General features: G+C 41.6%; 24 protein-coding genes. 16 read left to right on the forward strand and 8 right to left on the reverse strand.

Features of this window, described 5'->3' with window-relative positions:
• Positions 1 to 113: 113 nt before the first annotated feature.
• Entirely contained in the window at positions 114 to 989 is an 876-nt protein-coding gene (locus A8805_RS21105) for an IS3 family transposase (RefSeq protein WP_242992467.1), read from the forward strand.
• A 103-nt stretch (positions 990 to 1,092) separates the two neighbouring features.
• Here A8805_RS21105 and A8805_RS21110 read toward each other — a convergent pair whose 3' ends face one another.
• Together A8805_RS21110 and A8805_RS21115 are read right to left on the reverse strand one after the other, a co-directional pair.
• Positions 1,093 to 2,706: a CTP synthase gene (locus A8805_RS21110; protein ID WP_109714692.1), complete on the reverse strand. Its 1,614-nt coding sequence runs from the start codon at positions 2,704 to 2,706 to the stop codon at positions 1,093 to 1,095.
• Between the two features lie 151 nt (positions 2,707 to 2,857).
• Positions 2,858 to 4,336, reverse strand: coding sequence for a DUF1846 domain-containing protein (locus tag A8805_RS21115; RefSeq protein ID WP_109714693.1), 1,479 nt, complete (start codon positions 4,334 to 4,336; stop codon positions 2,858 to 2,860).
• 142 nt (positions 4,337 to 4,478) lie between these two features.
• Here A8805_RS21115 and ftsH point away from each other — a divergent pair, with 142 nt between their 5' ends.
• The 4 genes from ftsH to A8805_RS21135 all read left to right on the forward strand — a co-directional run bounded on the left by ftsH (position 4,479) and on the right by A8805_RS21135 (position 10,417).
• Entirely contained in the window at positions 4,479 to 6,473 is a 1,995-nt protein-coding gene (ftsH, locus tag A8805_RS21120) for an ATP-dependent zinc metalloprotease FtsH (protein WP_109714694.1), read from the forward strand.
• Positions 6,474 to 6,585: 112 nt separating this feature from the next.
• Positions 6,586 to 8,436, forward strand: a complete 1,851-nt coding sequence (gene uvrC / locus A8805_RS21125; RefSeq protein ID WP_109714695.1) for an excinuclease ABC subunit UvrC — start codon at positions 6,586 to 6,588, stop codon at positions 8,434 to 8,436.
• A 76-nt stretch (positions 8,437 to 8,512) separates the two neighbouring features.
• The gene (gene hprK / locus A8805_RS21130; RefSeq protein WP_109714696.1) at positions 8,513 to 9,442 is read left to right on the forward strand and encodes an HPr(Ser) kinase/phosphatase; all 930 of its coding nucleotides are present in this window, start codon (positions 8,513 to 8,515) and stop codon (positions 9,440 to 9,442) included.
• Positions 9,443 to 9,481: 39 nt separating this feature from the next.
• On the forward strand, positions 9,482 to 10,417 hold the full coding sequence (locus A8805_RS21135) for an ROK family glucokinase (RefSeq protein ID WP_109714697.1): 936 nt from the start codon (positions 9,482 to 9,484) through the stop codon (positions 10,415 to 10,417).
• A gap of 120 nt (positions 10,418 to 10,537) precedes the next feature.
• On the opposite strand, the gene A8805_RS21140 is transcribed toward A8805_RS21135, so the two are convergent.
• A complete protein-coding gene (locus A8805_RS21140; protein WP_109714698.1) occupies positions 10,538 to 13,096 on the reverse strand; it encodes a transglycosylase domain-containing protein in 2,559 nt (852 codons plus the stop codon).
• A 576-nt stretch (positions 13,097 to 13,672) separates the two neighbouring features.
• On the opposite strand from A8805_RS21140, the gene A8805_RS21145 reads away from it, so the two are divergent.
• From A8805_RS21145 to A8805_RS22260, 4 genes are all read left to right on the forward strand, one after another.
• A complete protein-coding gene (locus tag A8805_RS21145) occupies positions 13,673 to 14,155 on the forward strand; it encodes a deoxycytidylate deaminase (protein WP_109714699.1) in 483 nt (160 codons plus the stop codon).
• Between the two features lie 467 nt (positions 14,156 to 14,622).
• Positions 14,623 to 14,901, forward strand: a complete 279-nt coding sequence (locus A8805_RS21150; protein WP_109714700.1) for a hypothetical protein — start codon at positions 14,623 to 14,625, stop codon at positions 14,899 to 14,901.
• 200 nt (positions 14,902 to 15,101) lie between these two features.
• On the forward strand, positions 15,102 to 15,455 hold the full coding sequence (locus A8805_RS21155; protein WP_109714701.1) for a hypothetical protein: 354 nt from the start codon (positions 15,102 to 15,104) through the stop codon (positions 15,453 to 15,455).
• Between the two features lie 91 nt (positions 15,456 to 15,546).
• Positions 15,547 to 15,684, forward strand: coding sequence for a hypothetical protein (locus A8805_RS22260; protein WP_181392945.1), 138 nt, complete (start codon positions 15,547 to 15,549; stop codon positions 15,682 to 15,684).
• 231 nt (positions 15,685 to 15,915) lie between these two features.
• Here the strand turns inward: A8805_RS22260 and A8805_RS21160 are convergent, their stop codons facing one another.
• Positions 15,916 to 16,560 carry a DUF3298 and DUF4163 domain-containing protein gene (locus A8805_RS21160; protein ID WP_109714702.1) on the reverse strand — a complete coding sequence of 215 codons (645 nt, stop codon included), beginning with the start codon at positions 16,558 to 16,560 and terminating at the stop codon, positions 15,916 to 15,918.
• Between the two features lie 57 nt (positions 16,561 to 16,617).
• A complete protein-coding gene (locus tag A8805_RS21165) occupies positions 16,618 to 16,782 on the reverse strand; it encodes a DUF6774 domain-containing protein (RefSeq protein WP_181392946.1) in 165 nt (54 codons plus the stop codon).
• A 156-nt stretch (positions 16,783 to 16,938) separates the two neighbouring features.
• Between A8805_RS21165 and A8805_RS21170 the strand changes: the two genes are divergently transcribed.
• The gene (locus A8805_RS21170; RefSeq protein ID WP_109714704.1) at positions 16,939 to 17,586 is read left to right on the forward strand and encodes a YigZ family protein; all 648 of its coding nucleotides are present in this window, start codon (positions 16,939 to 16,941) and stop codon (positions 17,584 to 17,586) included.
• 47 nt (positions 17,587 to 17,633) lie between these two features.
• Positions 17,634 to 18,269, forward strand: a complete 636-nt coding sequence (locus A8805_RS21175; RefSeq protein ID WP_109714705.1) for a hypothetical protein — start codon at positions 17,634 to 17,636, stop codon at positions 18,267 to 18,269.
• A gap of 127 nt (positions 18,270 to 18,396) precedes the next feature.
• On the opposite strand, the gene hpf is transcribed toward A8805_RS21175, so the two are convergent.
• The 3 genes from hpf to typA all read right to left on the reverse strand — a co-directional run bounded on the left by hpf (position 18,397) and on the right by typA (position 21,338).
• Positions 18,397 to 18,954 carry a ribosome hibernation-promoting factor, HPF/YfiA family gene (hpf, locus tag A8805_RS21180; RefSeq protein ID WP_109714706.1) on the reverse strand — a complete coding sequence of 186 codons (558 nt, stop codon included), beginning with the start codon at positions 18,952 to 18,954 and terminating at the stop codon, positions 18,397 to 18,399.
• A 120-nt stretch (positions 18,955 to 19,074) separates the two neighbouring features.
• Entirely contained in the window at positions 19,075 to 19,473 is a 399-nt protein-coding gene (locus tag A8805_RS21185) for a hypothetical protein (RefSeq protein WP_242992544.1), read from the reverse strand.
• Between the two features lie 38 nt (positions 19,474 to 19,511).
• A complete protein-coding gene (gene typA / locus A8805_RS21190; RefSeq protein WP_109714707.1) occupies positions 19,512 to 21,338 on the reverse strand; it encodes a translational GTPase TypA in 1,827 nt (608 codons plus the stop codon).
• A gap of 258 nt (positions 21,339 to 21,596) precedes the next feature.
• Here typA and A8805_RS21195 point away from each other — a divergent pair, with 258 nt between their 5' ends.
• From A8805_RS21195 to A8805_RS21215, 5 genes are all read left to right on the forward strand, one after another.
• On the forward strand, positions 21,597 to 22,226 hold the full coding sequence (locus tag A8805_RS21195; protein WP_109714708.1) for a single-stranded DNA-binding protein: 630 nt from the start codon (positions 21,597 to 21,599) through the stop codon (positions 22,224 to 22,226).
• 253 nt (positions 22,227 to 22,479) lie between these two features.
• Positions 22,480 to 23,370 (forward strand): 4-hydroxy-tetrahydrodipicolinate synthase, encoded by an 891-nt coding sequence (gene dapA / locus A8805_RS21200; protein WP_109714709.1) that lies wholly within the window; start codon positions 22,480 to 22,482, stop codon positions 23,368 to 23,370.
• A gap of 189 nt (positions 23,371 to 23,559) precedes the next feature.
• Positions 23,560 to 24,318: a 4-hydroxy-tetrahydrodipicolinate reductase gene (gene dapB, locus A8805_RS21205; RefSeq protein WP_109714710.1), complete on the forward strand. Its 759-nt coding sequence runs from the start codon at positions 23,560 to 23,562 to the stop codon at positions 24,316 to 24,318.
• Positions 24,319 to 24,341: 23 nt separating this feature from the next.
• Positions 24,342 to 26,294: a fructose-1,6-bisphosphatase gene (locus A8805_RS21210; RefSeq protein ID WP_109714711.1), complete on the forward strand. Its 1,953-nt coding sequence runs from the start codon at positions 24,342 to 24,344 to the stop codon at positions 26,292 to 26,294.
• 78 nt (positions 26,295 to 26,372) lie between these two features.
• On the forward strand, positions 26,373 to 26,672 hold the full coding sequence (locus tag A8805_RS21215; RefSeq protein WP_109714712.1) for a hypothetical protein: 300 nt from the start codon (positions 26,373 to 26,375) through the stop codon (positions 26,670 to 26,672).
• Positions 26,673 to 26,794: the final 122 nt, after the last annotated feature.

The raw sequence follows: 26,794 nt of genomic DNA on the forward strand, positions 1-26,794 counted from the left end.
CATATCAAACAACTTGAAGATGAACTTCTAAAATTAAAAATAGAGAATGCTTATTTAAAAGAATTGAGGAGGTTGCGTTTAGAGGAGGAAACTCTTCTGAAAAAACAGCGAGAATCATCCACAGCCTCCGAAGAGACTTCAAATTGACAGCTATTCTCGCAGTGATTGGATTCCCCAAATCAACATACATGTACTGGCAAAAAAGATTGGAAAGAGAAAATCCCAACCAGGAACTCGAAGAAAAAATACAGAAAATTCATTCAACCCATAAAGACTTTGGATACAGACGTATGTTGGGTGAACTTCGCAAACAAGGTTTCCTAGTGAATAAAAAGCGGGTTCAACGAATTATGCAGAGACTATCCATACAAGTAACTTCCTTTACTAGAAAAAGCCGTAAATACAGTTCCTACAAAGGTAGAGTTGGTAAAGTGGCACTAAATAGACTACGGAGACGTTTTGATACTAAAATACCACATCAAAAAATCACAACCGATACCACTGAATTTAAGTATTATGATGTAGATTCTAAGGGACGTATGATAATCAAAAAATTATACCTAGATCCGTTTATGGATTTGTGTAATAGAGAAATTCTAAGCTATGGAGTATCACCTACACCATCTGCCAAAAACATAATAGATGCTCTGAACACTGCAATCGAAATCACATCAGATTGTCCATATCGAAGAACCTTTCACTCGGATCAAGGCTGGGGTTACCAGATGAAAGCATATGTTCGTACCTTGCAAGAACATCGAATCTTTCAAAGTATGTCCAGAAAAGGAAATTGCCATGATAATTCAGTTATGGAAAATTTCTTTGGGATAATGAAACAGGAAATGTATTATGGCGAAGTGTATTACAGTTATGATGATCTCAATGAAGCAATAAATAACTACATAGAGTATTACAATAAACAACGAATAAAAGAAAAACTAGGATGGATGAGTCCCGTTGAATACAGACTCAGCCTTTTGGCAGCATAAAAGAAAAATGCGAAGTGGAAAATCCACTTCGCAATAAAGTCTAACTTTTAGGGGTCACATCATTTTCCGACAGTCCTTTTACATATAAATAATCTTCTGAGATTTAATTTCCCCTATTTTTTGCTGCCGCGGATGCCTCTACAAATCCTTTAAACAATGGGTGCGGGCGGTTTGGCCTGGACTTTAGTTCGGGATGTGCCTGGGTAGCAATAAACCAGGGGTGTTCAGGTATTTCTATCATTTCCACAATCCGTCCGTCAGGGGACAAGCCGGAGAGCATCATTCCATGTTCCTCCAGTGCTTCCCGGTAATCATTGTTTACCTCATAACGGTGGCGGTGGCGTTCTTTGATTTCCTCCGTGCCATATAATTGATAAGCCTTTGACTCTCTTTTCAAAATACACGGATAAGAGCCGAGGCGCAGCGTTCCTCCAATATCCTCAATTCCAATCTGGTCAGGCATAATATGAATGACCGGATGAGTGGTATCTGGTTTTAATTCCATGCTGTGTGCGTCATTGTAACCGAGCACATCCTGTGCAAATTCCACAATAGAAAGCTGCATTCCAAGACACAGACCCAGGAATGGGATATGATTGATGCGGGAATACCGGATTGCCTCAATTTTACCGCTTATACCTCTGTCACCAAAGCCCCCTGGGACAAGAATTCCGCTTACATCCTGGAAAATGTCGGCAGCGTTGTCGGAGGTGACAGTTTCTGCATCTATCCATTTAATATTCACTGTAGTATGGCTGTAGATACCGCCATGTTTTAAAGCCTCTACCACGCTGATATAGGCATCGTGAAGCTGGATATATTTTCCTACAAGAGCTACGGTCACTTCCTGGGTAGGTTGGCGCAGATTGTCCACCATTTCTGTCCAGTCTTTCAAATCCGGTTCAGGGCATTCGAGGCGGAGACATTCGCACACAACCTGTGCCAGTTTTTCTTTCTCCATGGCAAGTGGCGCTTCATATAAATATTCAACATCCAAATTCTGAAGAACGTGGCTTGCAGGGATATTACAGAATAAAGAAATCTTATCCTTCATGCCCGTATCCAGAGGATACTCCGAGCGGCAGACGATAACATCCGGACGGATACCCATTCCCTGAAGCTCTTTTACGCTTGCCTGGGTTGGCTTGGTCTTCATCTCCTGGGAGGCTTTCAGATAAGGAATCAACGTTACATGTATGAGAACTACATTTTCAGGACCTTTTTCATGCTGAAACTGACGGATGGATTCTAAAAAAGGCTGACTTTCAATATCACCGACAGTTCCGCCGACTTCTATGATAGCAATTTCCGTCCCTTCAGCAGCAGGATTGCGGTAAAATCTGCTTTTAATTTCATTTGTGATATGAGGAATAACCTGGACAGTTCCTCCGCCAAAATCACCACGGCGTTCTTTTTGCAGGACAGACCAGTAAATCTTACCTGTTGTGACATTCGAATTTTTTGTCAGATTTTCATCAATAAAGCGCTCATAATGTCCCAGGTCCAAGTCTGTTTCCGCTCCGTCATCAGTTACGAATACTTCACCGTGCTGTACCGGGTTCATAGTTCCTGGGTCGATGTTGATGTAGGGGTCAAATTTTTGCATTGTCACAGTATATCCGCGTGCTTTCAGCAGACGTCCCAGTGACGCAGCAGTGATGCCCTTACCCAAACCAGAAACAACTCCACCAGTAACAAATACATATTTTACTGCCATAAGATCCTCCTCTGTAATGAATGTATACTTAAAAAATACTTAAAGAGTATACACCAATTACGACAAAAAATACAGTATTTTTTTTGCTGAGGCGGGGAAAATTATTTACAAGTGTGCTGCAGCCTAACCAGACAGGATTATATTTAGAAAGCTAATGGTAAATATGGTCTGTTTCGTAAGCTGCCTCACAGGTAAGCTGTACCCCCAGTTTTTTGAAAATTTTAATATCTACATCCGAAAGCATGACGGAGGTATGGGCCTGGCAGCATTTCAGCTTAGGAAGCTGTTCCAGGGCCTTTCTTGCATCAGGATTGGCTGCCGCACTTGTAGAGAGGGCAATCAAAACCTCATCTGTATGCAGACGGGGGTTCTTGCTTTTTAAGTAATCTACTTTCAGCTTCTGGATTGGCTCAATAGATTCAGGGGAAATGACATGCAGTTCATGGTCAACGCCGGCCAGCTCTTTTAATACATTAAGCATCAGCGCGGCAGAAGCTCCCAGGAGATTGGTAGTCTTTCCGGTTATGATACGGCCATTATCCAGCTCCATTGCAGCAGCGGGAGCCTGGGTTTCCTGTGCCCGTTCCAGTGCTTTTCCGACTACCTTGCGGTCCTGCACAGCTACATTAGCCTGATTCATTAAAAGCTCAATAGTCTGAATTTCCTCCTCAGAGCCTGTCCCCTCTAACAAGCAGTTCAGAGCTGTAAAATATCTCCGGACTATTTCCTGGCGGGATGCCTCACGGCAGACTTCATCATCACAGATACAGTTTCCCGCCATGTTGACACCCATATCAGTAGGTGATTTATAAGGGCTTTTCCCATATATTTTTTCAAAAATAGTGTTCAGCACAGGGAAGATTTCCACGTCCCGGTTATAGTTTACGGTTGTAATCCCATATGCATCTAAATGGAAGGGGTCAATCATATTGACATCGTTTAAATCGGCAGTAGCAGCCTCATAAGCAAGATTGACCGGATGCTTCAGAGGCAGATTCCAAATGGGAAATGTTTCAAATTTGGCATATCCTGCATGAATTCCACGTTTATGCTCATGATATAACTGAGAGAGACAGACCGCCATTTTACCGCTTCCGGGGCCGGGGGCAGTTATAATAACAAGAGGACGTGTTGTCTCAACATAATCATTTTTGCCGTAACCCTCGTCACTGATAATCAGAGGGATGTTGGAGGGATAGCCGTTGATATAGTAATGAATATAAACACGAATACCCAGGTTTTCCAAACGGTTTTTAAAAAGCAGGGCGCTTTCCTGCCCTGAATATTGGGTGATAACAACACTGCCTACATACAGGCCGTTATCCCGGAAGGAATCCATAAGGCGGAGTACATCAGAATCGTAAGTAATTCCTAAATCCCCGCGAATTTTATTTTTTTCAATGTCCCGGGCATTGATAGTAATGACAATTTCTGCCTGGCTGCTGAGCTGTTTTAAAAGGCGGAGCTTGCTGTCGGGTTCAAAGCCGGGCAATACCCTGGCTGCATGGTAATCATCAAATAGTTTTCCGCCAAATTCCAGATAAAGCTTATTGTCGAACTGGTCAATCCGGTGACGGATATGTTCTGACTGCATAGTCAGATATTTTTCGTTATCAAATCCTATTTTCATTTTCACATTCCTTCTCGAATCATTTTTCACTTACCCAGTATACTATAAAACGCCTTATGTTTACAATATTTTCATAATCTTTTTATTGATTTATGAGAAGCCTGTCCTTATAATGGGGATAGTGGATTTTAGGAGGAGAAGAATGGATAATCAGAACAATAGAAATAACAACAATCCTAAAAACAACCGGCAGGGTTGGGGAATTATTCTTGTAACTACACTGCTGACCGTTTTTATAGTAATGGGATTATATTCATTAATGCAGGATAAGAACCCTGAAGAAATCAGTTATGATAAATTTCTTACAATGGTGGATAGCGGCGAGGTCAAAAAAGTTACCATTGATTCGACAAAGATTTATATTACATTAACAGATGAGGCAAGAGCTGAGGAAAAGAAAGAAAAAGAGACAGAAAGAGAAAGCGCCTCTGATATTGTTGCCCAGTTTGAAGAGAAGACCTCAGACCAGGAGCAGGCTCCGGATTATTACACAGGTGTGGTGAAAAACGATACTTTGTCGGACCAGCTGTATAAAGCTGGGGTAGAATATGAGCAGAAGATTCCGGACACGGCATCCTCTATGGTATTTGAGATATTTATTACAGTAGTTCTGCCTATACTTATGCTTGTTATTTTATTTAATTTCCTGATGAAACGTATGTCAAAGGGCGGCGGAATGATGGGAATCGGCAAAAGCAATGCAAAGGTTTACGTGGAGAAAGAGACTGGAGTTACCTTCCAGGATGTTGCAGGTCAGGATGAGGCTAAGGAATCCTTGCAGGAGGTAGTGGATTTTCTTCACAACCCGGGAAAATATACGGGTATCGGTGCCAAGTTGCCGAAGGGTGCGCTGTTGGTAGGACCTCCGGGTACAGGAAAAACCCTGCTTGCAAAGGCGGTGGCAGGAGAGGCGAAGGTACCGTTCTTTTCACTATCCGGTTCTGCTTTTGTGGAAATGTATGTAGGTGTGGGTGCATCCCGTGTCCGTGATTTGTTTAAGCAGGCACAGCAGATGGCTCCCTGTATTGTATTTATTGACGAGATTGACGCAATCGGTAAGAGCCGTGATACTGCTATGGGAGGCGGCAATGATGAGCGCGAGCAGACCTTGAATCAGCTTTTGGCTGAAATGGATGGGTTTGACACAAATAAAGGATTACTTTTACTGGCGGCTACAAACCGTCCTGAGGTACTGGACCCGGCACTGCTGCGTCCCGGACGTTTTGACAGGCGGATTATTGTGGATAAACCGGATTTAAAGGGACGTGTGGATGTCCTGAAGGTCCATGCCAAGGATGTAAAAATGGATGAGACTGTAGATTTGGAGGCGATTGCACTGGCAACCTCCGGAGCTGTAGGTTCAGACCTCGCAAATATGATCAATGAAGCTGCCATCAATGCCGTAAAGAACGGAAGACAGGTTGTAGGCCAGAAGGATTTATTTGAAGCGGTAGAAGTGGTGCTGGTGGGTAAAGAGAAAAAAGACCGTATCATGAGTGAGGAAGAAAGAAGAATTGTATCTTACCATGAAGTAGGCCATGCACTGGTAAGCGCCCTTCAAAAAGATGCAGAACCGGTCCAGAAGATTACAATAGTGCCGAGAACTATGGGTGCCCTGGGATATGTGATGCAGACACCTGAGGAGGAAAAGTTCCTTAACACGAAAAAGGAACTGGAAGCTATGCTGACCGGAGCTTTGGCGGGACGTGCTGCCGAAGAACTTGTATTTGATACTGTAACCACCGGTGCATCCAATGATATAGAACAGGCAACGAAAATCGCAAGGGCTATGATTACCCAGTATGGTATGTCTGAAAAGTTCGGCCTGATTGGGCTGGAATCTGTTCAGCACCGTTATCTGGACGGTCGTCCGGTTATGAACTGCGGGGATACTACAGCAGCCCAGATTGACGGAGAAGTCATGGGTATGCTGAAGAAGGCATATGAAGAGGCGAAAAGGCTTTTGGCTGAAAATAGGGAGGCTCTGGATAAGATATCTGACTTCCTGATAGAAAAAGAAACAATAACAGGAAAAGAATTTATGAAAATCTTCCGGGAGGTAAAAGGGATTGCAGAACCGGAGGAAGGGGAAGAACCTAAAAAAGAAGTACGTATTTCAATGAAGCCGGTTGAATAAGCAGATATAAAGCAGCAGGGAAGAGGAGACCTTCCCTGCTGTTTGCGTTCAGCAGTATCCTTTCTTATTAATTTCACTTCACAAATACATTGGAAACATTTATAATAGAAACATGGACAATTATAATTTTGATATTCAGGAAGAACTAAAAAAACTCCCCGGCAGACCCGGGGTTTATATTATGCACGATGAAAAGGATAATATCATTTATGTCGGCAAGGCAATCAGCCTGAAGAACAGGGTGCGCCAATATTTTCAGAGCAGCAGAAATAAGGGGGTTAAGATTGAACAGATGGTCACGCATATACGGCGGTTTGAGTATATTGTGACAGATTCAGAGCTGGAGGCGCTTGTTCTGGAATGTAATCTGATTAAGGAACACAGGCCCAAGTATAATACAATGTTGATGGATGATAAGGCTTATCCTTTTATTAAGGTTACTGTAAATGAGCCTTTTCCAAGAGTGATGCTGGCCAGGAAGATGCAAAAGGATAAGGCAAAGTATTTCGGGCCTTATACAAGCGGTCAGGCGGTCAGGGACACTATTGACTTGATACATAAGCTGTATCACGTGAGAAGCTGCAATCGGAACCTGCCAAGGGATATAGGAAAGGAAAGGCCCTGTTTGAATTACCATATCAAGCAATGTGAAGCCCCCTGTCAGGGATATATTTCTCAGGAGGAGTACGGGAAGGCAATTCAGGAGGTCATCCGCTTCCTGAACGGAAGCTTTGACGGCATCTTGAATGATCTGGAGAAGAAGATGAATGAGGCTTCGGAAGCCATGGAGTTTGAAAAGGCCATTGAGTACCGGGAGCTTTTGAATAGTGTGAAGAAGGTGTCCCAGAAGCAGAAGATTACGGACAGCAGCGGTGAGGACAGAGATATTTTGGCGGTAGCCTCCGAGGAGGAGGATGCTGTGGTACAGGTGTTTTTCATCCGTGGGGGCCGGCTGATCGGCCGGGATCACTTTTATCTGCGTATTTCCAAAGATGAGCAGGAGAGCGAGATTCTGGACAGTTTTATTAAACAGTATTATGCAGGAACTCCTTTTATTCCCGGAGAACTGATGCTTCCCCAGGAGCTGGAAGACATGCAGCTTCTGGAAGAATGGCTGAGTACAAAGCGGGGCGGAAGGGTTACGATTAAGGTTCCAAAGAAAGGATCGAAAGAAAAGCTGGTGGAACTGGCTGCCAACAATGCAGGGCTCGTACTGAGCAAGGATAAAGAAAGGCTGAAAAGGGAAGAAGGCAGAACTATTGGGGCCGTCAAGGAGATTGCAGGGCTCCTGGGACTGGACGACATCAGCAGGATGGAAGCTTTTGATATCTCAAATACGAATGGATTTGAGTCTGTCGGCTCTATGGTGGTATATGAAAGGGGCAGGCCAAAACGAAATGATTACCGGAAGTTTAAAATCAAAGGGATTCAAGGGGCTGATGATTACGGCAGTATGCGTGAGGTCCTTACCAGGAGATTTACTCACGGGCTTCGTGAACGTGAGGAGAGTAAAGAACTGGGAGGGTTTACAATATTCCCGGACCTGATTCTTATGGATGGAGGTAAGGGGCAGGTAAATGTCGCTTTACAGGTTTTGGAAGAACTTCATCTGAATATTCCAGTATGCGGTATGGTGAAAGATGATTACCATAGGACCAGAGGGCTATATTATCATAATGAAGAAATTCCCATTGATAAATCTTCCGAAGCATTCCGGCTGGTTACAAGAATTCAGGATGAAGCTCACCGGTTTGCCATAGAATATCACAAGCAGCTCAGAGGAAAAGGACAGGTACATTCTATTTTGGATGATATTGATGGAATCGGACCTGCGCGCCGCAAGGCACTCATGCGCCATTATATGAATCTGGATGCTATCAGGGCTGCATCTGTGGAAGAGCTTGCCAAAGTACCGTCGATGAATGAAAAAGCCGCAGAGGCAGTGTATAACTTCTTTCATTAGCCTGGGATTTATGATATAATTTTACAAATGCTCTATTTGAATTTGCATATTGGAAAATTAGAAAAAGGAGAAAGCTATGGGACATGGTATAAAATTAAAACAAGTCGTTGAAAAAATGGATTTAAAGAATCTGACTCCCGAGGTGGAGCTAATTGAACGTGAGGTGCATGTTCCGGATATTAACAGGCCAGCCCTTCAGCTTGCCGGGTTTTTTGACCACTTTGCCTCCGACAGGGTACAGATAATCGGATATGTAGAATACACATATTTGCAGACATTAGGGGAAGAGAAAAAACTCCAGATATATGAAGAATTTTTACGGCATAAAGTTCCCTGTATTATATTCAGCAGAAATATGCAGCCGGAGGAGATGCTGCTGAAAAAAGCCGTGGAATATGATGTTCCGATTTTTGTAACCTCCAAATCTACTTCCTCTTTTATGAGTGAGATTATCCGCTGGATGAATGTGGAGCTGGCACCTTGTATATCGATTCATGGCGTACTGGTGGATGTGTATGGCGTAGGGGTTTTGATTATGGGAGAGAGCGGAATCGGAAAAAGCGAGGCAGCTCTGGAATTGATTAAGCGTGGACACCGCCTGGTGACAGATGATGTGGTAGAAATCCGGAAAGTAAGCGATGTGACCCTTGTAGGGGCAGCCCCCGATATTACGAGACACTTTATAGAACTTAGGGGAATTGGAATTGTGGATGTGAAGTCCATGTTTGGTGTGCAGAGTGTCAGAGAGACACAAAACATTGATTTAGTTATTACTTTGGAGGATTGGAACCGGGATAAGGAATATGACAGGCTGGGACTGGAAGAAAATTATACGGAGTTTTTGGGCAACCGTGTGGTATGTCACAGTATTCCTATCCGTCCGGGACGTAATCTTGCAATTATTGTAGAATCCGCGGCTGTAAATCACAGACAGAAGCAGATGGGATATAATGCGGCGCAGGAATTATACAAGCGTGTACAGGATAATCTGGCAAAACACAAATAGGCAGGGTGAAGAGACAAGAGAGTAAATAGGAGAAGCGTTATGAAATATTGTTTTGGTGTAGATGTCGGAGGGACCTCAGTAAAGATGGGACTGTTCACAGAATCCGGGGAGATCCTTGATAAGTGGGAAATCGTAACCCGCACAGAAAACAAAGGGGAGGGGATTCTCCCGGATATCTCAGCAGCTATCTTTAATAAAATGCAAGAAAGACAACTAGACAAATCTGTTGTTTTGGGAGTTGGCGTTGGAGTACCAGGACCGGTTACGGAAGATGGAACTGTAAGCGGAACTCCTAACTTGGGATGGGAATATAAAGATGCAAAAAAAGAGATGGAAAGTCTTACCGGGATGAAAGCTTGGATTGCCAATGACGCTAATGTAGCTGCATTAGGCGAAATGTGGAAGGGCGGCGGTCTTGGCGAGAAGAATCTGGTCATGATTACCCTGGGCACCGGAGTGGGCGGTGGTGTCGTTCTGGGCGGCAGGATAGTGCCGGGATCTCATGGTGCGGCCGGAGAAATCGGACATATCTGCGTGAATTACGAGGAGACGGATGTGTGTGGCTGTGGAGGTTCAGGATGCCTGGAACAGTACGCTTCTGCTACGGGAATCGTGAGACTGGCAAAGAGAAAGCTGGAGAAAGAGAAAAGAGATACGGTTTTGAGGAAAGAGTCTGTAACTGCTAAGGCAGTATTTGATGCTGTAAAGGAGGGGGATGCTGTTGCTGTGGAAGTGGCGGAAGAGTTCGGCCGCTACCTGGGACGTGCCCTTGCTAACCTCGCCTTAGTCGTAGATCCGACAGTTTTTGTTATAGGCGGCGGTGTATCCAAAGCAGGGGAAGTGTTGATTCCTTTTATTCAGAAGCCATATCTTGAGCGGGCAGGTTTCGGAACAAAAGATGTAAGGTTTACATTGGCAACCCTTGGAAATGATGCAGGAATCTGTGGCTCAGCCAAGTTGGTTCTGAGCAAATAAAGTTTTCAAATCTGTTTATATTCTGATAACAAAAGAGACAAAGAAGAAATGAAAAATTCACTTTCTTCTTTGTCTCTTCTTATTATAACAGATGGTCTCTTTAGAAATCTGTCAAATAGGTTAAGGGGTAGGGGGCGGTGTTTCTGTACCAGGATCACCGCCGTCCGGATTTTCTGTACCGGGATCACCGCCGTCCGGATTTTCCGTACCGGGATCACCTCCATCTGGGTTTTCCGTACCGGGGGTTTCACCATCATCGGGATTTACGGGAGTTTCCGTTTCCTTCTCTTTATCTTTGTCATTCTCTTTATCCTTATCTTCTTCCTCTTTCTTTTCTACCACATGTCCCGGACAGCTCTGTGTTGGAGCAGTTCCTTTGGCAAAATATTCTGTCAAAGGAGGGCAGGTAGAGGTTGCAAGGAGTCCGGTCTGTGTACAGATTGTTTTCTGTTCAACAGATGGGGGCATAGTAAAGTCTTTATATGGAAGATCTGTGTGTACTCTGTCCATAATATTTTTCCAAAGAATTTGATGCCATGACTGACTCATATATTCCATTGGTTTATTGGAATCATACCCGCCCCACACAGAACAGGTATAATATGGTGTATATGCTGAGAGCCAGAGGTCGGTACTATTCTCTGTAGTACCTGTCTTACCTGCTGCAGGCATATTATTAAGCCTTGCTGCAGTACCAGTTCCCTTATTAATAACATCTTCCATTGCACTTGTAAGAAGAGCAGCAGTTGAATCTTTAATTACCTGGTGTGTAGAAGGAGTTGTATTGTCCAGCAGGACGTTTCCGTCACGGTCTACAACTTTTGTGTAAAGAATCGGCTCTGTATAGGTGCCGGCATTTGCAATTGCTGCATATGCGGCAGTCATTTCCAGGTTATAAACGCCCCGGGTAATGCCTCCCAGTGCTGTTGCCTGAGCTACATCGGTAAAACCAGGAAAATTATCATTATCAAAGTTTACCAGTGTGGTGAAACCAAAGTTCTGCAGATAATCGTATCCGGTCTGGAGACCGATATCGGTCAGTGTCTTTACTGCACAAACATTCATAGAGTGCTCAATAGCATATCGTACCCGTGTTTCACCAATATAAACTCTATCCCAGTTGTTGACAGTAGCACCGGTTGTATATTTGTAGGGTTCATCCAGAATAGTACTGGCTAATGTATATCCTGCAGAATCTAATGCAGGTGCATAGGTAGAGACAATCTTAAAGCAGGAACCAGGCTGCCTGGTAGAGTCTGTTGCACGGTTCAGGGAAAGACTGGTTTTCTTTTCTCCGCGCCCGCCCACGATGGCCTTAACTTTGCCTGTAGACTGCTCCATCAAGACTACAGAGGTCTGAGGCTGAGGACTGATGTCGATATTTTCAGTAACAGTATCTTCCTCGGTAATGTTTAATGTGCTCTTGTACTCTGCAATCGCCTGGTTTGCTTCATCCGGTGAGGAAAAAACAAGGGAAAACTGCCTTCCCCAGGCGCCTTTGATATATTCTGACAACATCTCTTTACTGTAGTTTTCCGAAGTACCGTCTGAGTGGGTCACAGTCAGAGCATATTCCAACCCATATTCCACTGTTTCTGGATAGTTCGCGGGATTCGCCACCTCTTCATCACAAATCTTCTGAATTGCAGGATCTTGCGTGGCTGTAATAGTAAGCCCTCCGCTGTAAAGGGCATTGTAAGCCTGGGTCTCCGTATAATTTTTACGTACACGTAAATCTTTGATTACCTGTTGTGCCAGTTCATCAATGAAATAGGAATAAGGAGTCGTGTCGTCAGCATCCTGGACTGCCGTCTGTATTCTGTCATATACAGGATCCGCCATTGCCTGGTCATATTCAGACTGGCTGATATAATCCTGCTTCAGCATGTACTGCAGAACTTTCTCTCTCCTTACTGCATTGGATTCCGGATACAAAACCGGATCATAGTCGGTGGGGTTCTGTGTAATGGCTGCTATAACCGTAGATTCGGAAAGATCTAATTCCGATACATCTTTATTAAAATACCGCTTTGCCGCTGTCTGGACTCCAAGGCAGTTCTGACCGAGGTTGATGGTATTCATGTAAGCTTCCACAATCTCTTCCTTACTCATCTGCTTTTCGATTTCAACAGCAAGATACTGCTCCTGGAGCTTCCTTTCCAGACGGTCATAGAAGGTCTTTTCCTCAGTGAAGTTAGGAAATACATTGTTTTTAATTAATTGCTGCGTCAGTGTACTTGCCCCTTCTGAAAAACCGCCGGATGTCAGTCCTACTACCCCGGCTCTCAAAATACCTTGCAAGTCAATACCATTGTGCTGGTAGAAACGCTCGTCCTCTATGGCCACGAAAGCATGAGTAAGGTCAATCGGAATCTGGTCATAAGTTTTGTATACACGGTTGGAGCCCTTTTGCAGGAATTTATCCAACAGTGTGCCGTCTTCCGCATAAACAAAGGAAGTGGCTCCGGATGGCTTTACATCCGCCGGAGTCACCACTGGGGTATTGTCTATGATTCTTTTGACAAATAAACCGGCACCTCCCGCGCCGATCACAAGCAGGAGCAGCATACAAATTATGAGGGCCTTAAAAAAGCGAACACCGACCCGTTTCTTTTTCATGTTTTTTTTTGAAGAGATATCCTTCTTTGTCTTAGTAAGATTTTCTTTTCCGTAGTTCATGAATAATATCCTCCTTTATTCATTCCACCCATTATAACAAATTTGCCTGCTTAAATAAAGAAAAAATGAGAAAAGTTCACATTTCTAAAAAAATCTTAATAAATTCTTTCGTTATTTGATGCGTTTTAATATTTTCATAATATATCAGGAGTATGAAATCCTGAAAATATAAGGGGTTCTGTAAAAACAGTACTGATTAATATTAATCAGCTTTGCATAACTAGTATAACGAAATCTTTATTTTTGTATAGCTTTCCTAAGCTCTTTAAACGTTTTATGAGTCTAGAGCCTCCTGTTCAAATTATCCCTGCATGTCCCATAAAACGAAACCTGCACTCTTTTAACGCCTGCCCAAAGTATTGCCTATATTTTAATTCTCTAATCTATCCTTTAGCATCATAATATATTATGCTTTTAAAATTTGAATTATGCCGGTTTTTATTATCTTACATAGTGTCAGATGTATAGGATTTAGTTAACCCATTATTGTACATTTACAACTGGATATTGATGGTTAGCAGTGATTAGTGTATTCTTAATTTAGAAAGTCAAAATTTACAGAGAGGGAATAAATAGATGGTAAAACCAAGTGGAAAACGAAGGATTTCTAAAATTAATACATATTTAAACGTAGCAGAAACATTTGCATATAGAAGCACATGTATAAAAAGAAAGTATGGAGTGGTTATTGTGAAAGATGACACAGTAATCTCAACAGGATATAATGGTTCCCCCAGAGGGTTCGATAATTGCTGTGATATTGGGAGCTGTCCCAGAATAGATTTAGATATGCATCAGGGAGAGGGCTATGGAATATGTAGAGCTATCCACGCAGAGCAAAATGCTCTACTCAACTGTTCAAAAGAGCAGGCAATGGGAGCAGATTTATATCTAGCCGGTGTAAATCCTGAAGACAATGCCGTTCATAAGGCAAAGCCGTGTCCTTTATGTAGTAGATTAATTATACAGGCAGGCATTAAGAACGTTATTATGCGTATCGGTGAAAAGGGAGAAGAATATGTTGTGATTTCAGCTAAAGAACTGATATGGCATAATTAGGGGATAAGCAGTACAAATCCCAATTTTAATAATAAGAACAAATAAGTAGCTACTAACTATGAAATATTGAGTTAGTAGTTTTTTAATGCAGTAAAACTAATATTTTTAGTTGATATTAGCCTGTTTGAGCAATATATCCGCTGTAAGACGCAATTGTGCAGCCGTGCGGATGTTGTTATGACTGTTGTGTAGAACAACCTGCAGCCATACAGGGAGAGATATAAAATATTTACGAGTGCTGCTACTGCTGAATAATAAGTCAGATAAGTTTTTTGCCATGGATAACACCTCAGTAGTAGAATGTATTATTTCCCGAAACTTATTCAAAATAGTGGAAGGAATCGTAATTTTTTAAATTTAATTAACCTATTGTATATTTACAACTTAATATTGATAGTTAGTAGTGATTAGTGTATCCTTAATTTAGAAATAGGAATTTAATCGGGATTAGAGCAGGAGGACTGTATATGAATCAAAAAGATTATATTAACGTGGGTTTAAATGGAGAAGCTCCTCTAAAAGTGATTTTGCGTGGAAGTATTGAGAATATTTCAAGTGGTAAAATAGGTGTCGTGTCATTGGTTTTTGCATCGATGGATAAAACTGCAGCAGAGAGAAAAATTTATGAATTAACAGATGTGGATAAGGATTCTTACTACATGGTCTATAGTGTTCCTGTAGATACAGATTTAACAACGCTTAAACATTATCCGTCATTAGCTATAACGAAAGAAGATTTAATTTAATAGTTTAAATATAATACAGGCAAGATAACATTAAACTACTAACTATGGAAATATTAGGTTAGTAGTTTTTTAATGCAGAAATACTTGGTGCATTAGATGAATTTTTTAGGTACATGAAAGCAAGATAGGGGTGTAGGCTGAGAGTTAACGATTTTGGCAGAAATACATATATTATATTAAAAATGTATTAATGATAAATTATGGAAACAGAAAGTTATTCAATTTCATTTTTTGGACTTGACCCCCAATATTATACAAATGCTATCGTTGGAGATATTTGGAATTCTGCAGCAGTGAAAGTTTATCAGGAAACCGGTATTAGCATAACAGGAGAGGTACATGAAAGATATTTTGTTAATCCAGACAATGGAGAACTTAACGGCAGCATTATTTTTATGGTTGAAAGCAAAAGAGTTCCCGGTGAAACAGTAGCTGATGTAGATTACTGGAATGCTTATAGAACGGTTGTTGAAGAGGCTAGAGGAATATTGGGAAATCCCAGCATGAGCCTAACAGTAGAGACAGTTAATCTCACCTATTTTGAAAAAGTTTGAAATGAGTAGAGTGGTAGAGAGCACCACTCAATTAAAAAATATACAAGCAATATAAAGGCCTCGGGCAGTTGCTCCGGGGAAAGAGGCAAATATGGAATTTATAGCAATTAATTTAAATGATTTTCACAATAATCAAAAGGACGAGCCTAGAACAGAAGCCGAAATGATGTTTGTGGATGCAAGGGATATTGGACAACCGAACCGCCATTTAAAGTCATCGGCTTACTGAAGACAGTAAGCCGATGGAATCTATTAGAAATACCAGCAGCATCTACAACAGTATCTGCAGCGGCATCTACAACAATATCTACAACAACACATATAATCACCCATTTCTGTTTGGAATAATTTTTATAGTACATTGTATGCAAAAAGAAGATAGGGGTTAATTTGTAGAAATTAGTAATTATCATAACTGAGATTTAACTAAGAAAAAACGTCTTGGAACAAACCAAGACGATTAACATATGTTCCTTATAGGAAAACAAAATTCAGGTATTCCAGTAGAATAGGGGGCTATATCATAGTGCTGATAATAAATAATACCATTACATGGCTGTAAATAAAAATTATTTGTATTAAAATAATCCCTTAATAAAAACTTATAATTGTCAAAATAAATCCCGGGATTGTCTATTAATCTTTCTGCTATTTGTTGTTCTATACATTTTTGCAGTTTAGATAGTGAGTTTGGAGTAAGAGGATAAATATCACCAAGCTGCAATAAAGTACAAGTTCTGAAGTCCCATGTATTTGATGTTCGTATTGTATTACCATGTGCGCCGCCCGTATAGGAGTAAGCGTCTGAATAGAGGCTAATGACACTGCATTTGTTATATGTTACTGTAAAATCAACTATAAATTCATAGTTATGGAATGGCATCCCCTCATTATTCTGTGCATTTTCTTTAGCCATTTGGTATAGTACTGTACGACAATAGTCTTCATTATTTTTTGCCTCTTGATAGTAAAAAAAATTTATGTTTTTTGCTGATGCTGAGTAACATGTGGAGACAATGCATGGATAATAGATTTTATAAGTTAGTACGAGTATATTACCATAATACATAGTATCTTCAAGAGACTTCCGGCAAACGTTTAGCATAATAACACCTTAGATTAGTAGTTATATTAATATATGCGCAAGTTGATAAAATGATATTTAATCGTTATCCCGGCAGCTTGATTCATGCACAAGGATTGTCTCAAGAGTATCTCCAAGCTGAGTAAAGATAGCCGCCATAAGTTCAAGTTCCTCTGCAGAACAGTTTCTAGACAGAAAACAGGCAATTGACGATACATAAGTAACAAGTTCACAAGAATTCATAATAAGCACCCCCATATAGATTATGCAGGGGAGTGTGAAGGAGTGATAGATTGAGTCAGGAAAGAGCCAAGAGAAAAAATCTTAATATGCTCTTGTGGTTTTTTGTAATTTTGGTATATTGTATGTAGGATAAATATAGAAAATGAGGTAAAACCAATGGACTATAAAACAGTATATCAAGGCGGGAGGGCAGAAATTATCGAAAAAAAATCCCGTTTTATTGCAAATATATTTCCTGTATCTTCTGAGGAAGAGGTACAGGACTGCCTGGAAAATACAAAAAAACAATACTGGGATGCAAGACACCACTGCTGGGCTTATATCATAGGGACTGGGAACGTGCTGGAGCGCTGCAGCGATGACGGGGAGCCAAGCGGTACTGCCGGGAAACCGATTTTAGAGGTTATTAAAGGCCAGAGTCTGCATAATGTATTTATTGTGGTAACCAGATATTTTGGAGGAACCCTGCTTGGAACTGGAGGTTTGGTGAGGGCGTATACCGCTGCCGCCCGTGAAGGTCTTCTTCATAGTATGATTATTACCAGGATTCAGGGGATTAAATTGAAAATTAAAACAGATTATACCGGATTGGGGAAAATACAGTACCTGCTGGCGCAGAGGGGTCTTTTTACTCTGGAAACAGAGTATACAGATTTGGTGGAGATGACGGTAATAGTGCCGTTAAGTGAAGAACGGGCGGTCATTGGGGAGATTACGGAAGGAACCAACGGGAAGAGCGATATAATACAAATCGGAAAATGTTGGTTTGCGCAGATAGGGCAGGAGATAAAAATTTTTGAATAAAGTTGTTACCTATTTAAATTTTATATTAATAAAGGGATGAAAACAGAATGAGAATGAAACAAGTAACTGCAATAATAATGGCGGCCGCAATATGTTTTGTCTTTGCCGCTTGTCAAAGCAATAACAGTAATAATAATGACAAAAAGGTGAAAGAAGTAAGTGAAGAAAACACACCGGCATTGGAAGAGAATGAATCAAATACCGGAGAAAGCGAAGCGGATATGCAGGTTGTTGGAACAGATGAATTCGGTTATGTTTCTATACCGGGCGAATGGGTAGAGTTTTTTGAGTTGGATGGGGGAGCAGATTTCCAATACTCAAATGTTCCTGGCACATCCATTATTACATTGAATGTGTTTGATGATGGGGGTATGCCGGAAGAAGAAAAAAATCAACTTGACTCAGAAACTGTAGCATCTCATGTGTGGTACAATTTAGAAAACAACGGGGTGACGGACATTGTCGGTGCCAGAGTGACACTGAATGGCTATGATGCTGTCCAGGTATATGGGAGCTTTATCAGCGAAGATCATAGCCTGCCCAGCAGCATTGTGTGTTGGATAGTTGAGGGAGAACAGGGAGTGTTTCATTACATTTCGGCAGAAGGAGGGCTTGACGATATCGGCGATGTGGTCTCTTATGTAGAAAACTCTTATTCTTTAGAAAACCCTAATTCTATCTGATTATCATTAATTTCGGACAGAAAGAAAAAGACAGGCGGGAGTGTAAAATCCATACCTGTCTTTTTCTGTTATAACTCATTTACATCTCATGAACGGAAACATAACATATGAGTTGTCTATAAAAATCTTAATCAAATTCTGGTTCAATCAATCCAAAGGAACCATCTTTTCTTTTATATACTACATTGACCTCGTCTGTCTCTGCATTGCAGAATACAAAGAAGGAATGTCCAACCAGATCCATCTGGATACATGCGTCTTCAGGATACATCGGCTTGATTCCGAAACGCTTGGTTCTTACAATGCGGATTTCTTCATCAGGCTGATTATTATCTTCTGATTCAAAAAATTCCTTTTTAAAGTTACTTCCGCCGGATGCCGCAGTAGGATGTCCCTGACTTCTGGCAACCAGTTTGTTTTTATACTTGCGAAGCTGACGTTCGATTACTTCCTCAACGAGATCAATGGATACATACATATCATTGCTTGTCTGCTCAGAACGGATAATATTTCCTTTTACCGGTATGGTAACTTCAATCTTCTGTCTTTCTTTTTCCACACTAAGAGTTACAATAACTTCTGTTTCAGGAGTAAAATACCTTTCGAGTTTTCCCAACTTGTGTTCAATAGTGTCCTTGAGGCCTGGTGTTACATCGATGTTCTTTCCACTAATAATAAATTTCATGATGATCAACTCCTTTGTTCATATTATACAGACAAAGAGGATGCTTCTGTCTGTATTATGTAAATATTATAGCATGGAAAAGCTTTGTTGTATAGAATGAATCATCTGGATTCCTGTAATTTATTCTGCCCCCTCTTTTTCCCTTTTTTCATCATGAGACACAAACAGAAATTTTCTGATTGCGAATAATATAGCAACCGCCAGGATTCCCAGAAAGCTGTCCAGGAAGGATGCATGTTCGATAATAATTTGTCTTGCTATGGCGAATAAAAGAACCTCAAAAACGGTCATAGGGGTGTGGAGATACAGCATTCGTATCATCTCCACACCGATAATCAGGTTAAAGCATACTGTCAGCAAATCATCGTAATTGGGATATTTACTCAAATCTGTAAGATTGCCAATAGACATAAAAAGTTGGAATGTTATAATGATGATACCTACAGCCAGCAATGCGGCAATAGCAAATTCTAAAAGGTTTGTCAGAATTTTCAAAAATGCAGTTATTTTTTCTTTCATAATATTTTCCTCCTTTTCAGCAGTTAAAAGTACCATTTTTATTTTGAACTGTTTCTTTTACGCATTCTGGCATCCAGGATTTTTTTACGGATACGCAGGGTTTTTGGAGTCACCTCCAGAAGTTCGTCTGTATCAATAAAATCAAGAGCCTGCTCCAGACTCAGTATGCGGGGCGGTGTCAGTCTCAATGCGTCATCCGCACCAGAGGAGCGGGTGTTTGTCAGATGCTTGGTTTTGCATACATTCAATTCGATATCTTCCGCTTTTCCATTTTGTCCGATAACCATACCGGAATATACTTTCTCTCCTGGGCCGATGAATAATATACCCCTCTCCTGAGCGCCGTATAATCCGTAGGTTACAGATTCTCCTGTCTCAAAAGCAATCAGAGAACCTTGTTTCCTATACTGAATATCTCCTTTATAAGGCGCATATCCTTCAAAGATAGTATTCAAGATTCCATTTCCTTTTGTATCTGTCAGAAATTCCCCTCTGTATCCGATCAATCCGCGGGCGGGAATAGAAAATTCCAGGCGTGTGTAGCCGCCGTTGGAGAGTCCCATATTCCGCAGTTCTCCTTTGCGCTGTCCTAATTTTTCAATGACATTGCCGGTAAATTCATCAGGTACGTCTACATAAGCAACTTCCATAGGCTCCAGTTTCTTGCCATTTTCATCTAACTTGTAAAGAACTTCCGCCTTGCTCACTGCAAATTCATAGCCTTCGCGTCTCATATTTTCAATTAAAACAGAGAGATGAAGTTCACCGCGCCCGGACACCTTGAGACTGTCTGTATTTTCTGTTTCCTCCACCCGCAGGCTGACATCAGTGTTCAACTCCCGGAACAGGCGGTCACGCAGATGGCGGGAGGTGACATACTTTCCCTCTTGTCCTGCAAATGGACTGTCATTTACAATGAACTGCATAGAAATTGTAGGCTCAGAAATCTTTTGGAAAGGAATGGCATCAGGGTTTTCAGGAGAGCACAGCGTGTCCCCGATAGAAATACTGGAAATACCGGAAATTGCAACAATGGAGCCAATACCTGCTTCTTTCACTTCAACCTTATTTAGTCCGTCGAATTCATATAATTTACTGATTTTCACTTTTTCCTGTTTGTCAGGGTCATGATGATTGAGCAGAACCATTTCCTGATTCACCGAAATAATTCCATTGTCAACCTTTCCTACGCCGATACGTCCTACATATTCATTATAATCAATGGTGCTGATTAAAACCTGGGTAGGGGCTTCAGGGTCACCTTCCGGAGCCGGAATATAATCCAGGATTGTTTCAAACAGGGGCTGCATGTTTTTCTCTTCGTCAGTCAAATCCAGAACAGCAATACCTGCTTTGGCAGAAGCATAGACAAATGGGCAGTCTAACTGCTCATCGGAGGCATCCAGATCCATGAAAAGCTCCAAAACCTCATCGATCACTTCCTCCGGTCTTGCCTCGGGACGGTCAATCTTGTTAATGCAGACAACCACAGGCAAATCCAGTTCCAGAGCTTTGTGGAGCACAAATTTAGTCTGGGGCATAGCACCCTCAAAAGCATCCACCACAAGGATGACTCCATTCACCATTTTCAGCACACGTTCTACCTCGCCTCCAAAATCGGCATGTCCGGGGGTATCAATAATATTGATTTTAGTTCCCTTGTAGAAGACAGCGGTATTTTTGGCAAGAATTGTGATGCCTCTTTCTCTTTCAATATCATTAGAGTCCATGACACGTTCTGCCACTTCCTGATTTTCGCGGAATACACCGCTTTGCTTTAAAAGCTCATCCACCAGGGTAGTCTTGCCGTGGTCAACATGGGCAATAATTGCAATATTTCTAATATCTTCACGTTTTGTTTTCATATAATATTCAACACTCTTTCTAGGTTATGTTATGTGGTTACAACTTTTTTATTCTATCACAAAACATTTTATATGGGAAGGTGCTATTTTAGATGGAAAAAGAGGTGATTAAAAAGCACCATCAAAAAAATATTCCGACTTTTGCTCCGAACTTTGTCGAACGATTAACACCCTATTTTTGTTCTAATGCATGGCCCATATTCATAGACTTAGTAGTGACTCAAAAATACCAATCAGAGGAAGGGAGAACTACAAATTATGTCAGATAAGGTTATTGAAAACAATCAGGTAATGATTATGGGTGAGGTGGCTTCCGGGTTTACATACAGCCATGAGGTCTTTGGAGAAGGCTTTTATATGGTTGACATACTTGTGAAGAGGCTTAGTAATTCGGATGACAGGATTCCACTTATGATCTCAGAAAGACTTATTGACGTGACTCAGGATTATACGGGAGAATTTATTATGGTTTCGGGACAGTTCCGTTCTTACAACCGGCATGAGGAGCAGAAGAACAGACTGGTCTTATCTGTTTTTGTCCGTGAAGTAGAGTTTATTGATGAGGAGTTGGATGGAGCAAAAACGAATAATATTTTGCTGGAAGGATATATCTGCAAAAAACCCGTATACAGGAAGACCCCGTTAGGCAGAGAAATTGCCGATCTTCTGCTGGCAGTAAACAGACCGTATGGTAAATCAGATTATATTCCATGCATCTGCTGGGGCAGAAATGCCAGGTATGCATCCGGATTTGAAGTGGGAGAGCATGTACAGATACTTGGAAGAATTCAAAGCAGAGAATATGTAAAGAAAATATCCGAAACAGACACAGAAACCCGTACTGCATATGAAGTTTCTGTAAGCAAACTGGAATGTATGGAAGATTAATGGAAGATTAATGGATAGAAAAGACCGGAGTGTCATTTGAAAAAATGGCACTCTTTCTTATGTGACAGGGAACTAGTTTTCCTGTCACATAAGAACCCTCTGGGGGATCGCACTGGGGTTGGCAAAGGGGGGGGACTATTACAACCCAACCCAGGCGGAGAATCTTGCAGGCAAGATTCTTTCCCGGATTGACAGCAGGCATGATTAGTGTTAAACTTTGAAAAAGATGAGCGTTTAGGTTAGGAGGATATATATGTCAATATTTAAAGGAGCCGGAGTGGCGATTATAACGCCGTTTCACAAAGATGGAAGTGTGAACTATGATAAGTTGGATGAGTTGATTGATTTCCACTGTGAGAATGGTACTGACAGTATTGTTATTTGTGGTACAACAGGTGAATCTTCCACATTAACGGAAGCAGAACACATGGAATGTATTAAGTTTACAATAGAGCACACAAAGAAGCGGATTCCGGTGATAGCAGGGACTGGTTCCAACTGTACGCGTACTGCTATAGAGATGTCAAAGGAAGCGGCGGAAGCAGGTGCAGATGGTCTGCTTATAGTAACTCCTTACTACAATAAAGCGACACAGGCTGGCCTTTTTGCACATTATAAGGCCATTGCGGATGAAGTGAAGGCTCCCATTATTTTATACAGTGTAAAGAGCAGGACTGCAACAAATATTGAACCTGCTACAGTAGCACGTCTGGTGAATGAAGTGGAGAATATTGTGGGTATTAAGGAGGCATCCGGAGATATTTCACAAATTTCTAAAATTATGCAGATGACAGACGGCAAGATTGATTTGTATTCCGGCAATGATGACCAGATACTGCCTCTTCTTGCTTTAGGCGGCAAAGGTGTTATTTCCGTCCTGTCGAATATTGCCCCCAGGGAAACTCATGATATCTGTGCGAAGTTTTTTGCGGGAGATTTAGAAGGAAGCCGGGAACTGCAATTTAAGGCACTGCCGTTAATTGATCAGTTATTCTGTGAAGTGAACCCGATTCCGATTAAGAAGGCGGCAAACCTGATGGGAATGGAAGTGGGCGGATTGAGAATGCCTCTCACAGAGATGACGGATAAAAATGCGGAAAATCTGGCAAAGGCAATGATTGATTTTGGCCTTAAGCTTATATAAGATTAAGAAAAATAGAATTGTGAAAGGGATATCATATGTTGAGTAACAGACTCAAATGTGATATCCTTTTGTTATATGAATAGGAAAGAAATAGTTTTGATCCCGCTTCGCTGTATGGCTGAATTGAAAATGTGAAGACTATTCTGTGCGGGGGATGCATGCATAAGAAAAAAATTGGGAGGAACAAATATGGTAAAAATATTGATTCATGGATGTAACGGAAGGATGGGCCAGATGATAACCGGGCTGATCAAGGAAGATGACCAGGTGGAGGTTGCCGCAGGAGTAGATGCGTTTACGGGAATTACCAATACGTATCCGGTTTTTGGAAATATTCAGTCCTGTGATGTGAAAGCAGACGTGGTGATTGATTTTTCCAATGCAGGTGCAGTTGGAGGTGTTCTTGATTATTGCGTGGAGAATCAGGTTCCGGTAGTGCTCTGTACCACGGGTCTGTCAGGGGAGCAGCTGGAAAAGATGCGGGAAGCTTCAGGCAAGGTTGCGGTGCTGAAGTCTGCAAATATGTCTATGGGAATTAATCTTCTTTTAAAACTTTTAAAAGATGCAGTGAAAGTACTGGGTCCGGCAGGCTATGATATTGAGCTGGTAGAGCGCCATCATAACCAGAAGCTGGATTCTCCCAGCGGGACGGCTCTGGCGTTAGCGGATTCCATGAATGATGCCATGAATCATGAATATACTTATGTATATGACCGAAGCCAGGTGCGTCAGAAACGGGAGAAAAAAGAGATGGGAATCTCAGCAGTCCGCGGCGGTACTATCGTAGGGGACCATGAAGTAATTTTTGCGGGGCCGGACGAGGTTATAGAATTTAAGCATACCGCATATTCCAGAAGTGTTTTTGGGAAAGGTGCTGTTGAGGCGGCAAAGTTCCTGGCTGGAAAACCGGCAGGTATGTACGATATGAGCGATGTGATTCAGTTTTAATTCAGAAGATATGGGGGACGCCTATGAAAGATCTGGAAACAAGATATTTGGAGCGGCTTTCTGATTTATATCCGACAATTGCAGCCGCATCTACGGAAATCATTAATCTGCAGGCTATTTTGAACTTGCCCAAAGGAACGGAACATTTTCTGACAGATATACATGGTGAATATGAGGCATTTTCCCATGTGCTGAAAAATGGTTCTGGTTCTGTCAGGCGGAAAATTGATGATGTATTTGGCAATACGCTGAGTAAACGGGACAAACAGTCACTTGCAACATTGATTTACTATCCAAAAGATAAGATGGCACAGGTAAAGAAAGTGGAAAGCAACATGGAAGATTGGTACAAAATTAATCTGTACCGTCTGATTGAGGTGAGCAAACGGGCTGCCAGCAAATATACCAGGTCGAAGGTGAGAAAAGCACTTCCTAAGGATTTTGCCTATGTAATTGAGGAGCTGATTACGGAAAAGGCGGAGGTAAATGATAAGGGGTCTTATTATAACGAGATTATTTTGACGATTATTAAGATTGGACGTGCAGAAGAATTTATTGCAGCTATTTCCGAATTGATTCAGCGGCTTGTAGTGGATCATTTACATATTGTGGGAGATATCTATGACAGGGGGCCGGGACCTCATATCATTATGGATAAGCTGATGACTTATCATTCCCTTGATATCCAGTGGGGAAATCATGATGTTCTCTGGATGGGAGCGGCGGCAGGGCAGAGAGGATGCATGGCAAATGTAATCCGTATCTGTGCCAGATATGGGAATCTTGATATTTTAGAGGATGGATATGGAATCAACCTTCTGCCCCTGGCAACATTTTCTCTGCGTACTTACGGGAATGATCCCTGTACCTGCTTTACCTTGAAAGGGCCGGAGAAACAAAACAAGGCTGAGATGGAGATGGACCTCAGAATGCATAAGGCAATTTCTATCATTCAGTTTAAGGTAGAAGGACAGATTATAAAGCGTCAGAAGGAATTTGACCTGGATGACAGGGCACTTCTTCACCAGATTGACTATGGAAAAGGGACAATTATGCTGGATGGAAAAGAATACCAGCTTTTAGATACCAATTTCCCTACAATAGACCCGAAAGATCCTTACAGGCTGACTGAGGAGGAGGAAGAGGTGATGGAGCGTCTGGAGCGTGCATTCCTGGGATGTGAAAAGCTGCAGGAACACATGCGTTTTCTGCTCGCGAAGGGCGGTTTGTATAAAGTTTATAATAACAATCTGTTATATCATGGGTGTGTGCCGCTGAATGAAGACGGCAGCCTCAAGGAGGTTTCCATGTTTGGCAGAACATTTAAAGGGAAATCTCTGTATGATGCCCTGGACCGTTATCTGAGAAAAGGATTTTTTGCTCTGGATGAGAAGGAAAGGGAAGCCGGAAAGGATATAATGTGGTATATCTGGCTGCATCCAAATTCTCCTCTTTTTGGTAAGGATAAAATGGCAACTTTTGAGAGATACTTTCTGGGAGAGAAAGAGACTCATTTGGAAAAGAAGAATCCTTATTACCATCTCTTGGAAAAAGAAGAAGTGATTGATGGTATTTTGGAAGAATTTGACCTGAATCCCGGGGAAGCCCATGTTGTGAACGGGCATGTTCCCGTAAAACGCAAAAATGGAGAAAGTCCGATTAAATGCAAGGGTAAGGTTCTGGTAATAGATGGAGGTTTTTCCAAGGCATATCAAAAGGAAACAGGAATTGCAGGATATACATTAATTTATAATTCTTACGGACTTCTGCTGGTAGCCCACGAACCATTTGAATCTACGGAAGCGGCTATTCAAAAGGAAAGTGACATCCATTCAGACTATATGGTTGTGAAGCGGGTGATGGAACGCCGGCGCGTAGGAGATACAGATGTTGGAAAAGAATTAAAAGAACAGGTCACCGATTTGGAGCGTCTTCTGGCAGCATACCGCAGCGGAGAAATCATTGAAAAAATATAGAAATTTTTCCCATACATAAAGAATCGAAAATTGCAAATATTACTAACGCAAGACTATTTATGGAAAGGGAGAAATGAAATGAGAAAAATAAAAAAATTCTTATTATTAACAATGTGTGCATGTGTACTTTATGGTGTGACAGCATGCGGTACAAACAGAGACACAACTAATGGAACAACAAATACGACAGAAGATAACAATTTAAACGACGCTACAAAAGGCACAGACGACACTAATATCAGAAACAACAACAACGACGGTGTCGTAGACAAAGCAGTAGATGACGTTACAGACACAGTGGATAGAGCAGCAGATGACCTGACGGATAATAATGGGACGGAAAAAGACAACCTGAATGAAAGAAACACAAATGAATAAGTAAAGATGAAAGAAGGGGTCAGACCCTTTTGTGCTCCATTTTCCGAGTTGTTTGAAACAATTCGGAATTTCGAGCTCAAAAGGGTCTGACCCCCTTTTACTTTCTTTTTCAACTTTAGTGT

The organism is Faecalicatena contorta (assembly GCF_003149105.1).
In the GTDB taxonomy this organism is placed as follows: domain Bacteria; phylum Bacillota; class Clostridia; order Lachnospirales; family Lachnospiraceae; genus Muricomes; species Muricomes contortus_C.